This window comes from Embleya sp. NPDC008237 (genome assembly GCF_042956465.1).
GTDB lineage: Bacteria > Actinomycetota > Actinomycetes > Streptomycetales > Streptomycetaceae > Embleya.
The window spans coordinates 281,696-295,375 of the sequence record NZ_JBIBGL010000006.1 but is presented as its reverse complement, the minus strand read 5'-3'; the positions used below and the strand labels follow the sequence as shown (position 1 = coordinate 295,375).

Sequence of the window (13,680 nt, the reverse complement as noted above, 5' to 3'; positions counted from 1 at the left end):
CGGAATCCGGACGTCCACCGGTAAACTTCGGTATCCCACCGAGCCTGAATAGGTGAACCGACATGAGCGACCTGCTGGAGCGGCTGCGAGAGCGCGGTTGGCGGATGACCTCCCAGCGGCGTGTCGTTGCGGAGGTCCTCGACGGCGACCACGTACATCTGACGGCCGACGAGGTACACGCCCGTGCGGCGCGGCGGTTGCCCGAGATCTCCCGGGCAACCGTCTACAACGCGTTGGGCGAGTTGGTCTCGCTCGGCGAGGTCAAGGAGGTCTCCACCGACGGCCGCGCCAAGCGCTACGACCCCAACGCCCACCACCCGCACCAGCACCTGGTGTGCTCGGCCTGCGGCACCGTGCGCGACGTGCACCCGACCGGCAACCCGCTGGCCGACCTCCCGCCGGACCAGCGGTTCGGCTTCACCGTCTCCGAGGCCGAGGTCACCTACCGCGGCCTGTGCCCGTCCTGCGTCTAGGTCCTGTTCCCAGGCTCTGTCCATAGGCCCTGTTCGACGAGGGCACAGCGGCGCGGCCGCCGGTCGGGTGTCGCGCCGATGCCGGTTGTTCAGGCGCCGACGTAGGCCGCGAGGTACTCGCCGGTCAGCGTGGAGCGGTCGGCGACGAGGTCGGCGGGCGTGCCCTCGAAGACGACCAGGCCGCCGTCGTGGCCGGCGCCGGGGCCGAGGTCGATGATCCAGTCGGCGTGTGCCATCACTGCCTGGTGGTGCTCGATGACGATGACCGACTTGCCGGCGTCGACGAGCCGGTCGAGCAGGCCGAGCAACTGCTCGACATCGGCGAGGTGCAGTCCGGTGGTCGGCTCGTCGAGGACGTAGATGCCGCCCTTCTCGGCCATGTGCGTGGCCAGCTTGAGCCGCTGCCGCTCACCGCCGGACAGCGTGGTGAGCGGGCGGCCCAGGCTGAGGTAGCCGAGCCCGACGTCGGCGAGCCGGACCAGGACGGCGTGCGCGGCCGGCGTGTGCGCCGCACCGGAGCCGAAGAACTCCAGGGCCTCGGTCACCGACATGGCGAGCACCTCGCTGATGTCGCGACCGCCGAGCCGATACTCCAGCACCGACGCCTCGAACCGCTTCCCCTCGCACTCCTCGCACACGCTCGCGACGCCGGCCATCATCGCCAGGTCGGTGAAGACGACGCCGACGCCGTTGCAGGTGGGGCAGGCGCCCTCGGAGTTGGCGCTGAACAGCGCCGGCTTCACCCCGTTGGCCTTTGCGAACGCCTTGCGGATCGGGTCGAGCAGGCCGGTGTACGTCGCCGGGTTGCTCCGCCGCGATCCGCGGATCGCACTCTGGTCGACCGACACCACACCCGCGCCTGCGGCTGCCTCCGAATCCTTGACCAGCGACCCGTTCACGAGCGAGCTCTTGCCGGAGCCGGCGACCCCGGTGACGACGACCAGCACCCCGAGCGGGACGTCCACGTCCACGTTGCGCAGGTTATGCGTGCTCGCGCCGCGGATCTCCAGCGCGCCGGTGGGCGTGCGTACCTTCTCCTTGAGGACGGCCCGATCGTCGAAATGGCGGCCGGTGACGGTGCCGCCCGTCCGCAGTCCCGCCACGGTGCCCTCGAAGCAGATGGTGCCACCCCCCGCGCCGGCGCCCGGGCCGAGGTCGATCACGTGGTCGGCGATCGCGATCGTCTCCGGCTTGTGCTCCACCACGAGCACCGTGTTGCCCTTGTCCCGCAGCCGCAGCAGCAGGCCGTTCATGCGCTGGATGTCGTGCGGGTGCATCCCGATGGTGGGCTCGTCGAAGACGTATGTGGTGTCGGTCAGCGAGGACCCCAGGTGTCGGATCATCTTGACGCGCTGCGCCTCGCCACCGGACAGGGTGCCCGCGGGCCGGTCGAGCGAGAGGTAGCCCAGCCCGATCTCCACGAACGAGTCGAGGGTGTGCCGCAGCGTGTCGAGCAGCGGCGCCACCGACGGCTCGTCCAGGTCGCGGATCCAGGCGACCAGGTCGGTGATCTGCATCGCGCACGCGTCGGCGATGCTGATCCGCTTGATCTTCGAGGACCGGGCCCCCTCGCTCAGCCGGGTACCGGCGCACTCGGGGCACGTGGTGAACGTCATCGCCCGCTCCACGAACGCGCGGATGTGCGGCTGTAGTGCGTCGATGTCCTTGGCGAGCATCGACTTGCGGATCCTGGGGATCAGTCCCTCATAGGTCAGGTTGACCCCCTCGACCTTGATCTTGGTCGGCTCCTTGTGCAGGAGGTCGTTCAGTTCCCGCTTGGTGAACCTGCGGATCGGCTTGTCCGGGTCGAAGAAGCCGCAACCGCCGAAGATCCGCCCGTACCAGCCGTCCATGCTGTAGCCGGGGACCGTGATCGCGCCCTCGTTGAGCGACTTGGAGTCGTCGTAGAGCTGGGTGAGGTCGATGTCGGAGACCGTGCCGCGGCCCTCGCAGCGCGAACACATGCCGCCGGTGCGGTCGAAGGTCGCCTTCACCGCCTTCTTGGCACCGCGCTCGACGGTGATCGCGCCGCTCGCGCGGACCGAGGGCACGTTGAAGGCGTACGCGCTGGGCGGGCCGATGTGCGGCTTGCCGAGTCGGCTGAACAGGATGCGCAACAGCGCGTTCGCGTCGGTGGCGGTGCCCACCGTGGAGCGCGGGTCGGCGCCCATGCGCTGCTGGTCGACGAGGATCGCGGTGGTCAGCCCTTCGAGGACGTCGACCTCCGGCCGCGCGAGCGTCGGCATGAAGCCCTGCACGAAGGCGCTGTACGTCTCGTTGATCAGCCGCTGCGACTCCGCGGCGATCGTGCCGAACACCAGGGAGCTCTTGCCCGAGCCGGAGACGCCGGTGAACACCGTCAGTCGACGCTTGGGGATCTCGACGCTGACGTCCTTGAGGTTGTTCACGCGCGCGCCGTGCACCCGGATCAGGTCGTGGCTGTCGGCAACGTGCGGCGCAGGCGACTGCGAGTCCGTTCTCTTGGCCATGCTCGTCGTGTCTCCATCTCTCGGGCGGGACCGCTTTCGCGGCCTCCGCCGGCGTCGCCCGGCTCGATCCGATCGGGTTCGAACCGTACATCCGGTGCTCGTGCGCCTCGGCCGGCGGAGCAGCCCGGGAGGGCGCCGCCGTCGGCCGCGGTGTCCGCTTGGCCGGCAGGGCGCCGTCCATGATCATCACGCTAGCCGCGGCCCGGTCGGTCGCGCTTCTCGATTCCTGATCGATCCGGCCGCAATACGATCATCCGGCGTGCTTGGGGTCCTGCCCGGCCCCGGGTGTGCGCAGTTCCAGGAGGCCGGAGCCCAGGCGGCGGGTGGCGAGGCCGGCTTCGGCGGCCTCGGCTTCCATCCGCGCGAGCGGGATGGGATGCATCGTGAAGCGCGCCGAGCGCTCGTCGAGCACGCGTCCGGCGCTGGTGGTGCGGTAGGTCATCGTCCAGTCCATCGTGTCGGCCCCGCTGGGCTCGGCTCCCATCCAGCCCTCGTACACGAGGTCGCCCACGGCACTGGCGTGATAGCGGGTTCGTGGGATGCGGCAGGGCGCGGGCGGCTCCTGCACCTCGACGAACGCCGGTGCCCCCGGAGCCAGTCGCTCCGCCAGCAGGCGGGTCAGCAGACGACGTTCGTCGGGGTCGAAGTGATGCAGGACGGCGGTGGCCACGACGGCGGACAGGACCGGCGGCAGCGCGGGCTCGGCTTCGGCGAGCGTCGCGGCATGGATCGTCACCCGCCCGTGCAGTGCCGGATCGTCGGCCGTGCGGGTACGCAGCACGGCGCACATCGCGGTGGACGGTTCGAGCGCGACGATGCGCGCGGCGGGCAGTGCGTCCGCCACGACGCGGGTGGACAGGCCCGTGCCCGCGCCGATGTCCAGGACCGGGCCCACCGCGGGGTCCACCTGGCGCAGGGCGTCGGCCAGGACCGGGCGCAACTGGCGCCAGTAGGGCTCGGACATCAGGTGGTAGTAGTCGGCGGTCACGGCGTAGGGGTCGTTCATGGAGGCCTCTCGGGCGGGATGCGGTGTCGATCGGACCCTCAGGCGTTCGGGGTGTCTGACCGTGGTTAATGGAAACGATTATCATGAGCTATAGGGTGTGGCGTCCAGGGGCCGGGCATCTCCCGTCCGGGTCCCGCCGACGAGAGGGAAGGTTCCCGTGAGCGAGACGAGCACGGCGCGCGAGGCGGATGAAGCATCCGGAACGCGTGAAGCACCCGAGATAGGCGAAATGGGACAGATGGGCGAGACGGGCCGAACCGGTGAGCCGTTCGATGTCGTCGTGGTCGGGGCCGGCCCGGCGGGGTTGAATGCGGCCCTGGTCTGCGGACGGCAGCGTCGCCGCGTATTGCTGATCGACAGCGGCCGGCCCCGCAACGCCCCCTCCCCCGAGACCCACATGTTGCTCAGTCGGGACGGCTTCTCCCCCGCCGCGTTGCGCGCGGCCGCCCGTGCCGACCTGGCGGCGTATGCCACCGTCGAGACCCGCGCGGGCGAGGTGACCGACGCCCGCGCACTGGACTGCGGATTCGAACTCGTGCTCGCGGACGGGCGGGTCGAGCACACCCGCAAGCTGATCCTGGCCACCGGGCAGGTCGATGTCCTGGTCGACATCCCCGGTCTGGCCGAGCGGTTCGGCCGCGGGGTCTTCCATTGCCCGTTCTGCCACGGCTACGAGACCCGCGACATGCCGCTCGCCGTCGTCGGGTCGGATCCCGCCTCGGTGATGTTGGCCCGCTATGTGGCCGACCGCTTCACCGACGACGTGGTTCTGGCCACCCACGGGCAGGCGCCGACCGACGAGCAGTGCGCCCTGCTCGCCAAGGCCGGAGTGGGGCTGCGCGTCGAGCAATTGACCTCGATCACCGGCGAACCCGGCTCCCTGACACTGGAGTTCGCCACCGGATCACCGTTGGCCCGAGGCGCGGTCTTCCACCGCACCCGGATCCACCAGCACTCCGCGCTCGCCGCGCGCCTGGGCTGCGCGCATCTCCCGGACGGCTGCGTGCGCGTGGACGAGTTCCAACGCACGTCCGTTCCGGGCGTCTTCGCGGCCGGCGACATGGCCCGCCTGGAGGCGTTGCCGGATCCGCTGACGTTCGTGGTCACCGGCGCGGCGGACGGCGCCCGCGCCGCGGTGTGGGCGGATCAGGAAATGTTCAGGGCGGACGCGGGACTGTAGCCGGACGGTTTCGGTCGGCCTTCGTCGGCCTCGGTCGGATCGGCATCAAGCGCACCCGCGCCGGACGGATGGCTTCCGTCCGGCGCGGGTGCGCTTCGGCGCGGTGCGGGTGCGGGTGCGGCTCCAGGTAAGGGTGCGGGGGCGCTCAGCGCAACGGCTCGTGCTCGTCCTCGCGTTCCGCCGAAGCCGTGCGGACCGCCTCCGCCAGGGCTGCCACGGTCGGCGCCGTCAGGAACGCGCGGGGCGGCACCCGGCCCACGCCGGTTCGGGCGAGCATCGCGAGCATACGTACCGCCAGCAACGAGTCGCCGCCCGTGGCGAAGAAGTCCGTCGCCCGGTCGATCGGTTCGTGCTCGGGCAGCCCCAGCACCGTGCGCCAGGCGTCCGCGATGACCTGTTCGAGGGCATCGCGAGGAAGGCCGCCCGCAGCTCGTACGACGGCCCGAGCACGCGCGTGCAGGCGTGGCGCCGCCGGGTCGTCGGTGGGGTCGAGCGGCTGCGGGAGCGGGTGTTCGACCTGCCATCCCTCGGGCTCGGCGAGAGCTGCGACAAGGCTTGTGAAGTGGGTGAAGAGCGCGTCCAGGGCGGCGGGGGCGAACAGTTCCTCGACCGCGGACATCCCGATCACCAGTTCGTCGCGCGCCTCGTACAGGCGGGCCTCCAGGGCGACCTGTGGCGTGCGCAGTTCCTGGTGGTGGTCCTTGAGGTCCACCGTGCCCAGCGGTCCGGCGTCCTCGGGGACCGCGCTGCCCATCGCCACGTCGACACCCAGGGTGCTCTGGAACACCACCGGTGCCACCGGACGGGTGGTGCCGCGCCTGCGGGCCAGCTCGCGGCCGATCTCGACCCCGGACACCAGGTTGTGGGCCAGTGCCCGGCCCAGGTGCTCGCCCGTCGACCGGGCGGCCTCGGCAAGCGTGGTGCGCGCGTCGAGCTCGATCGCGAGCGGGACGGTCGTGGAGAACGGCCCGATCATCCGGTGCACGTCGGGGTGCAGCGGCAGCCGACCCAGTTGCAGGCTGCCCACCAGGAAGCGGCGATGGCCGGCCATCCGCGCGAGGGCCATGGCGTAGGCGGCCAGCGCGGCGGACGACGGCGTCACCGAGTGGCTGCGGCACAGGTCCCGGAGGGCTTGCCAACGCGCCGGTGACAGGCGCGACTCGCGGCTCGTCATCACCGGTTCGGCCACCGCGTCCGGCTGCACCGCCAGCGGCAGCGCGGGCGGTTGCGGCAACTGCGGCAGCCGTCGCCACCACCAGTCGCGGTCGGCGATCCACCTCGGGGTCGTCGGCAGGGCGGCCAGCGCGGTCGCGTAGTCGCCGAAGTCCACGTCCAGCGGCGCCGGCACGGCGTTCCAGTCGGCGGCGAAGGCCAGCAGGTCCCGGTAGAGCAGACCCGAGGACCAGCCGTCGATCAGGAGCAGGCTGGTCGCCGAGTGGATCCGGGCACGCCCGCCCGGCAGCAGGCTCAGCCGCACGTCGATACCGGGCCCGGTCTGCGGATCCGGCCCGTGGTGGCGCATGCGCTCGCGCAACTCGGCAACTCGCAGGCGGGCTTCCTCCGGGTCCGCGTCACGCCAGTCGTACACGGTCGGTGCCACGATCGCGTCCGGGTCGTCGGGGTCGAGGATGTGTTGTCGGCCGTCCGCGGTGATCCGGGCGCGCAGCATGGGCTGATGGATCATCAGGCGGTACAGCGCGTCGCGCAGCGCCTCGGGCGCCTCGTCGGCGTCCACGTCGCGCAGCGCGAAGTCGAGGTAGTGGTGGGCGGACGCGTAGGACAACTCCCAGGCGTCCTGTTGACCGACGAAGTAGCCCTGCTGCAACGGGAGCAGCGGGAACGCCGCGCGTGGATCCGGACGCGGCGTCACCTCCAGGTCCGGGACGCTCGCCGCGCCGGAGGCGGGTGCCCGCGTGGCGACGGCCGTCGCGAACTCCGCGAGGGTGTTCTCCACGCGCACGTCGGACAACGCGAGCACGGCTCCCGCGCGGCGGCGCACCAGCGCGGCGGTGCGCACGGCGAGGATCGAGTCCCCGCCCAGGGACAGGAAGGTGTCGTCGGGGCCGATGTCGGCCGCGGGCAGGTCCAGGATGTCCGCCCAGATGCGGCGGACCAGGGTCGTCGCGTCGATCGGATCCGTGGGGTGGCCGGGAGTACCGGCAGCGCCGGGAGCGGGCGATGCGGTCGGGTTCGTGGGGCGGAAGGTGCCGGGCGCGGGCGGTGCGGTCGGGTTCGTGGGGTCGGGGGTGGTGGGCACAGGTTCCTCCGGGGCGGTGTCATGGGGCGGGCACGGTGGATGGGGCGAGGGCGTCGACGGCGTGTACTTCGATCGGGGCAAGGGCGGTGGGCAGCAGGTCGGCGGCGGCTGCCCGGACCGCGCCCGGGTCGGGGCGCGGCCGGCTGGGCTCGCGGCGGCGGGCGGTGAACACGTGTTGCCCCGCGGCGGCCAGGGGATCGCCCGGTCCCGGGTCCACGGCGACGTGGTCGAACCCGGCCGCGTGCAGGGAGGTGGTCCATTCCCCGACCGTCGGGAAGATCCGGTCCCCGCCGGCGCGGAAGTCGGCGAAGCCGGGCACCGGATCGTCGGCGCGCGCCGACATCAGGAACTGCATCCCGGTCGAGAGCACGGCGTGCTCACGGCACGACTCCAGGAAGACCAGGGTGCCGTCCGGCGCCAGGAGTTCGCGCAGCAGAGCGAGACTGCGGGTGGCATGTCGGGCGTTGTGCAGCACGTTGGCGGCGAGGATCACGTCGAACGGCGGTTCGGCCGCGAGCCGGGACGACCTCGGCGCGTTGATGTCGACGAGCGTGTAACGCAGACCCGGGCGGGCGGCGAAACGTCGTCGGCCGGCGTCCAGGAAGAAGCTCGACACGTCGGTGAACAGGTAGTCGACCGAGCCGAGTTCGGGCAGCACGCTCTCGGTGGTGGCGCCCACTCCCGCCCCGATCTCCAGGACACGTGGTCGCCCCGCGGCGCGGCCCGCGGCGTGCGCCACCGCCGTCGCGGCCACGGCGTTGACGTGCCGACTGATCACGTTGTCCCGGTAGTTGCCGGTCGCGGTGTCGGTGGCTCCGCCCTCGAACAGGGAGGCCTGTACGGTGCGTTGCCCGCTGACGAGAGCGGGCAGGGCACGCAGTGTGGTCTGGAGGAAGCGGCCCATCGTCGGCGGGTAGCCGAGTTCGCGTCGGGCGGCGTCCAGTCCGACCATGGCGACACCGAGTTCGGCTCGCGTGACGGCGCGCAGCGGACCGTATCGCGCCTGCGCCGGGACGGCGGCGAGCAACTCGTGTTCGGTCAGCGCGGTCAGCCAGCGGCGGAGGATCCAGCGATGGCGTTCGGGGACGCGCAGTCGGTCGCAGATCTCGGTCGCGGTGTGCGTGTTGCCCGGCGTGAACAGACCTGCCCCGTGCAGCGTGTGTGCCATCGCCAGGACCGCGGCCCGGTCCAGTGCGGCAATGGCGGGCGTCACGTCGGGGCCGGTGTACGGCGGACTCGGGGCCGGGGTTCCGGGGGTGGTGGGATCGGGCGGGTGGTGACCGCGGACCAGCGCGGCGACGGCGGCGGCCGGGCCGTGCGCGATCCGGAACACCTCGGCCGCGGCCACGTCCGGCAGCGCTTCGAGCACCTCGCGAACGCGGAGCAGGTCGTGGTCAGCGGACACGGGCGGCCTCGCGGGTGGCGGGCAGCGCCACGGACAGGCGCGGCGGGGTGCGCCCCGGCAGCCGGGCGCGCAGGTGGTCGCGCAGGACTTCGGGCAGGCGCCGGGCGATGAAGGCGTGCAGGGGTTCGTGCGCGGGTGCGGTGCCGTCGGCGATGTCCTCGACCGGCCGAAAGCGGGCACTGTCGGGGCCGGCCACGACCAGGCGGGTGGGGTCGTCCGGGTCGACCAGCACGACGGCGTCCCGGGCCGCGGCCTCGGTGTGCAGGTCGTGCGGGGTGCGGGCATCGGGGTGGTCGGTCAACAGCGCGTTGGGTACGGGTGATTCCGGGCGGGTCGGCGTCGGGCCGGGTGGGGCGTCGACGCGCAGCAGGGCGTCGTAGCGATAGCGGGTGAGTTCGGTGTCGGCGGCCATCGTGCGGGCTCGTATCGAGAGTTCGACCCGGCGACCGGTCCCGGTCGCGGCCCATGCCAGCGCACGCGGGTCGAGCAGCATCTCCTCCTCGTGCCCCGCGCGTTCCAGTGCCCGGCGTCGGATCTCGTCGGGTGCGGCGCCGGGGTCCCTGGCCCGCTCGACCCAGCGGGCGTAGTGATCGAGCAGACCGGCGTGGCGGATGTCGCCGACCAGCACACTCCCGCCCGGGGCAGAGGAGGCGATCGCGTCGTGCAACACGGCCCGCAGGTAGGCCAGGTCGGGAAAGCACTGCGTGACGGAGTTGATCAGGACCAGGTCCGGCGGCGCATCCGGGCCGAACGCCGCGGCCGACGCCCGGGTGACCGCCGGCGAGCGCATCTCGTGTGCGCCGGCCGGCACGATCGTGGCGTACGCGAGATCCTGGCTGCGCAGGCGGTCGACGGCCGCGGCGGACACGTCGGTGCCCACGTACGCGGTGACATGGGCACCGAGCGCGCGCACGAACATCCCGCTTCCGCAGCCCGGTTCCAGGACTCGGGTGGGCCGGCAGGACAGCGCGAGCGCGGTGGTGGTGTCGCGCCAGTCCGCCATGTGTGCGGCGGGCAGCGGCCGTCCGGTGTCGGAGGCGAGCCACCCCGACAGGTCCGCGTCGACGGGGTGTTCCGGGCCGGCGGGCCGGTCGTACACCCAGTCGTAGACGTCGCTCCAGTGCTCCAGAAACTCGCGGAGCAGACCCCCGGGGGCGGGCCGAAGGGCCGACGCCTCCGGGTGCGGCACGACGACCAGCCCGCCGTCGGGTGCGCGTCGGGCGTCGCCGACCCACGGGTGCGCACGCAGTTCACGCAGAAGGTCGTCTCGATCGTGGCTCATGTACTTCCTTCGGATCGGTCGGGGCGGCCGGGGTCCGGATGGCCGGGGTGACGGAGGTCGGGAGCGAGGTGGTCGGAGGCGGGTGTGCCCTCGGTCAGGGCGCCCCCGGTGATGTGCAGAATGCGGTCGGCGCGGGCCGCGATGTGGGGGTCGTGGGTGGCCATCAACACGGCGAGGCCCTCGGCGCGTAGACCGTCGAGCAGGTCGAGGAGCGCGGCGGCGGTTTCGGCGTCCAGCGCGGAGGTGACCTCGTCGGCGAGCAGGATCTGCGGCCGGGCCGCCAAAGCCCGGGCGAGGGCGACCCGTTGGCGTTGCCCGCCGGAGAGCCGACCGGGTCGACGGCGGGCCGTCCCGGCGTCGAGGCCGACGGCGGCGAGCAGCCGCAGTGCCTCGTGCCGCGCCGGGGTGCGGGCGAGCCCGTTCGGGCCGCGCAGGGGGCGGGCAACGGCGCCGATCACCCGGTGTGCGGGGTTGAGCTCGTCGCGTGGATCCTGCCCGACGTATTGAATGCGCCGCAGTTCGGCGCGCGAACGAGCGGCGGCGGATGCGGCGAGCGGACGCTGGTCCGTGCCGAGGTGAAGGGTGCCCGCGCAAGGTGGATGGAGGCCGGCCAGGGCGCGCAGCAAGGTGCTCTTGCCGCTGCCGGACGGTCCGATCAGCGCGATGAACTCACCGGCGTGCAGGCTGAGTTCGACATCCGTGAGCAGCGGTGCAGCGAGCTCCCGGCGAGCCGGCTCAGGGTCCGGTCCCGAATCGGATTCCGGTTTCGGTTCCGGTTCCGGTTCCGGTTCCGGTTTCCGCACGCTCTGCAGTTTCGATCCGATGGACGCCGCCGTGGTGAACGAAGCGGCGCCCGCCTCGGGCCCGCCCCCGGTGGACGGCGTGACGGCGCGGTCGGCGTGGGCCAGTTCCACTGCGTGTGCGGCCAGAATCGGCGGCCCGATGGGCGCCCGCTCGCGACGGGGCACGTTTCGGCGGATCCCGGGCCGGTCGAATCGCAGTACACGGTCGGCGAGTTCGGCGATCAGGTGCTGATCGTGGGTGGCCGTCACGGTCACCCGGGAGCGATCGTGGTGCCGTTCGCGGATCAGGTTCGTCACCCGGCCGGCGGTCTCCCGGTCCAGGCTTGCGGTGGGCTCGTCGAGGAAGGCGAGCATCGGGTTCGCGACCAACGCGACGGCCAGAGCGGCGCGTTGTGCCTGACCTCCGGACAGCGCGCGTGGCCGCCGCGCGGCGAGCCCGGCATCCAGCCCGAGCCGATCCAGCAGTTCGAGGGCCTGCTCGCGGGCGGCCCGGCGGGCGACACCGCGGTCCGCGGCGGCCTCGGCGACCAGGTCGAGGATCGTTCGGCGTGGGTCGAGCGCGCCGTGCGGATCCTGGCCGAGCAGGCCGACGTGGCGCAGCCGCCAGGCTCGGCCCGCGTGCGCGATCGGGCGGGGCGCGCCGTGCCAGGTCACCGTTCCGGTGGTGCTGCGCAGCCCGACGGGAAGCGGGCCGAGCAGGGCACGCAGCGCCGTGGTCTTGCCGCAGCCGGACGGGCCGACCAGCGCGAGTACGCCGCCGGCCGGCGCGTGTGCGGTGAATCCGTCCAGGACCGGGCGACCGGCGGCGTCCACGACCCGGATGCCGTCCGCCCGCAGGCCCTCGCCGGCGTCGAGCGGGTGCGTGGGGGCGGCGATCGGGCGCGTCGTGGTTCCGGGGGCGCTCATCGAAGCCCCGATCCGGTACCCGCCCGCGCGGCCGTGTGTGCGCTGCCGGCAACGGCGAGGGCCAGGGCGGTGATCAGCACGGCGGGCGCGGCCAGGGCGGCGGGGTTCAGGGTCGCGCCGGGCAGGTTCTCACGCAACATCGCCGCCCAGTCCCCCGACGGCGGCACAGTACCGCCGAGTCCCAGCACGCCGAGGGCGCACGAGAGTTGCAGCGCGGTGACGAAGCGAAGCCCGAAGTCGGCGGCGAGCAGCGCGGACATCGACGGAAGCACCTCGCGGACCAGGATCGTCGGCGACCGTTCCGCCCGCAGCCGTGCCGCTCGAACGTAGCCGGAGGCCAGGGCGCGGGTCGCGGCATCGGCCACGATCCGCGCGGTGAGCGGCGCCCCGGACACGACGGTCGCGGCGATCACCGCACCGGTCCCGGGCAGTACGGCCGCCAGTAGCAGCGCGGGCAGCAGTGCCGGCACCGCGATCAGCAGATCGGCGGCGAGGTCGACGGCGTAGCCGGTGCCCGGCCGCCCGCCCGCGGCGATCAAGCCGGCCGCGGTGCCGATCAGGCACGTGCACGCGGCGGCCAGGGCGCCGACCGCAAGCAGCCGGTGCCCGCCGGTCATGGCCCGGGAGAGCACGTCGCGGCCCAGGACGTCGGTACCCAGCACGTGCCGCCCGCCCGCGGGGGTCCACGGCGCACCGACGGGCGCCGCCGGGTCGTACGGGGTCAGCGCGGGCCCGACGACGACGAACGCGACGAGCAGGCACGCGGCGGCGGCCGGCAGCAGCACCCGCGGGCGCACCGCGAGCCGCGGTGACCGGCGGCCGACGGCGCTCACCGGTCCTCCCGCCCGGCGACCAGGTCGGCGACGAGCAGGATGCCCGACACCACGACCGCCGATCCGACGGCGAGCAGGTGGACCACGGGGGTGTCCCGGGTGGCGACTGCGGTGACCAGGAGTTCGCCCGCGCCGGCGTAGCCGAAGGTGCTCTCGGCCAGGGCGGTTCCGGCGGTCGTGGCCGAGACGGCGACCGCGAGCACCCGCAGCGCGGGCACGGTGAGTGCGGGTGCGACGTGTCGGCGCAGGATACGGCCGGGTGGAACGCCGCGCAGGCGCGCGTCGACGGCGTGCGGGGCCAGGAGCGCGTCGGCGACGGCGCCGCCGAGCAGCGCGGTGGCGAACGCGGCGGTGGGCAGGGCGATGGTGAGTACGGGCAGGATCAGGATGCGGGGCTCCGTCAGGGGATTGCCGCCGGGTGGCAGCAGCGACACGGGAGGCAGCAGGGCGAGGCCGCCCGTGAGCAGAGCGGTCAGTCCGGCGGCCACCACGGGTTGCGGGACGGCCGCGAGTGCGGTGGCGACGCCGGACGGCCCGGTGTGCGGGCGGCGCAGCGCCCGGCGCCCGGTGAGCAGGCAGCCGACCAGGCATCCGAACGCGGCGCAGGCGAGCGAGAGTCCGGCCAGGATCAGGGTCGCGGGCAGTCGTTCGCCGATCACCCGGTACACCGGGCGGCCGGTGAGCAGCGAGTGTCCGCCGTCCCGGCCGGCCAGATCCCCGACGGTGTGCAGCCAGCGCAGCCACTCGGGGTCGGTCAGGCCGCGCCGGGCGCGTAGTTCGTCCAGTCCGGTGGGTGTGACCCGCCCGCCGCCGAGGGTGTCCGCGGCATCGCCCGGGAGCGCCTCGCCGGCGGCGAACACCGTTGCGGAGACGGCCAGGAGCAGGAGCGCCGCGCGCAACACGGCCCCGAACAGCCGAAACCGTGGCCGCCGAGGTTGTGGCGGTCGGGCCCGAGGCGGCAGGGGCCGTGGCTGTCGGCGCCATGGCCGCGGCCATGGCGTCGGCCGACGGGAACGCGACTCGGGCGCACCGGCGAGCGGCTTCCG

General features: G+C 73.3%; 10 protein-coding genes. 2 read left to right on the top strand and 8 right to left on the bottom strand.

From position 1 onward, the window contains the following. Nucleotides 1-62: 62 nt before the first annotated feature. A complete protein-coding gene (locus tag ACFZBU_RS18135) occupies nucleotides 63-473 on the top strand; it encodes a Fur family transcriptional regulator (RefSeq protein WP_391584586.1) in 411 nt (136 codons plus the stop codon). Between the two features lie 89 nt (nucleotides 474-562). Here ACFZBU_RS18135 and ACFZBU_RS18130 read toward each other — a convergent pair whose 3' ends face one another. Together ACFZBU_RS18130 and ACFZBU_RS18125 are read right to left on the bottom strand one after the other, a co-directional pair. Further along, nucleotides 563-2,962 carry an ATP-binding cassette domain-containing protein gene (locus ACFZBU_RS18130; protein ID WP_391584585.1) on the bottom strand — a complete coding sequence of 800 codons (2,400 nt, stop codon included), beginning with the start codon at nucleotides 2,960-2,962 and terminating at the stop codon, nucleotides 563-565. A gap of 250 nt (nucleotides 2,963-3,212) precedes the next feature. Continuing rightward, nucleotides 3,213-3,968 carry a class I SAM-dependent methyltransferase gene (locus ACFZBU_RS18125; protein ID WP_391584584.1) on the bottom strand — a complete coding sequence of 252 codons (756 nt, stop codon included), beginning with the start codon at nucleotides 3,966-3,968 and terminating at the stop codon, nucleotides 3,213-3,215. 157 nt (nucleotides 3,969-4,125) lie between these two features. On the opposite strand from ACFZBU_RS18125, the gene ACFZBU_RS18120 reads away from it, so the two are divergent. Then, nucleotides 4,126-5,148, top strand: coding sequence for an NAD(P)/FAD-dependent oxidoreductase (locus tag ACFZBU_RS18120; RefSeq protein ID WP_391584583.1), 1,023 nt, complete (start codon nucleotides 4,126-4,128; stop codon nucleotides 5,146-5,148). 145 nt (nucleotides 5,149-5,293) lie between these two features. On the opposite strand, the gene ACFZBU_RS18115 is transcribed toward ACFZBU_RS18120, so the two are convergent. The 6 genes from ACFZBU_RS18115 to ACFZBU_RS18090 are packed head-to-tail and all read right to left on the bottom strand — an operon-like array spanning nucleotide 5,294 to nucleotide 13,536. After that, nucleotides 5,294-7,405 carry a condensation domain-containing protein gene (locus ACFZBU_RS18115; RefSeq protein WP_391584582.1) on the bottom strand — a complete coding sequence of 704 codons (2,112 nt, stop codon included), beginning with the start codon at nucleotides 7,403-7,405 and terminating at the stop codon, nucleotides 5,294-5,296. Between the two features lie 19 nt (nucleotides 7,406-7,424). Next, complete coding sequence (locus tag ACFZBU_RS18110; RefSeq protein ID WP_391584581.1) at nucleotides 7,425-8,810, bottom strand: class I SAM-dependent methyltransferase; 1,386 nt, start codon at nucleotides 8,808-8,810, stop codon at nucleotides 7,425-7,427. Further along, on the bottom strand, nucleotides 8,800-10,092 hold the full coding sequence (locus ACFZBU_RS18105) for a class I SAM-dependent methyltransferase (RefSeq protein WP_391584580.1): 1,293 nt from the start codon (nucleotides 10,090-10,092) through the stop codon (nucleotides 8,800-8,802). The genes ACFZBU_RS18110 and ACFZBU_RS18105 overlap by 11 nt, the downstream gene beginning before the upstream one ends. Next, entirely contained in the window at nucleotides 10,089-11,801 is a 1,713-nt protein-coding gene (locus tag ACFZBU_RS18100) for an ABC transporter ATP-binding protein (protein WP_391584579.1), read from the bottom strand. Before ACFZBU_RS18100 ends, ACFZBU_RS18105 begins: the two co-directional genes overlap by 4 nt. Continuing rightward, a complete protein-coding gene (locus ACFZBU_RS18095) occupies nucleotides 11,798-12,634 on the bottom strand; it encodes an ABC transporter permease subunit (protein ID WP_391584578.1) in 837 nt (278 codons plus the stop codon). The genes ACFZBU_RS18100 and ACFZBU_RS18095 overlap by 4 nt, the downstream gene beginning before the upstream one ends. Further along, entirely contained in the window at nucleotides 12,631-13,536 is a 906-nt protein-coding gene (locus ACFZBU_RS18090; RefSeq protein WP_391584577.1) for an ABC transporter permease, read from the bottom strand. The genes ACFZBU_RS18095 and ACFZBU_RS18090 overlap by 4 nt, the downstream gene beginning before the upstream one ends. Between the last annotated feature and the right edge of the window lie 144 nt (nucleotides 13,537-13,680).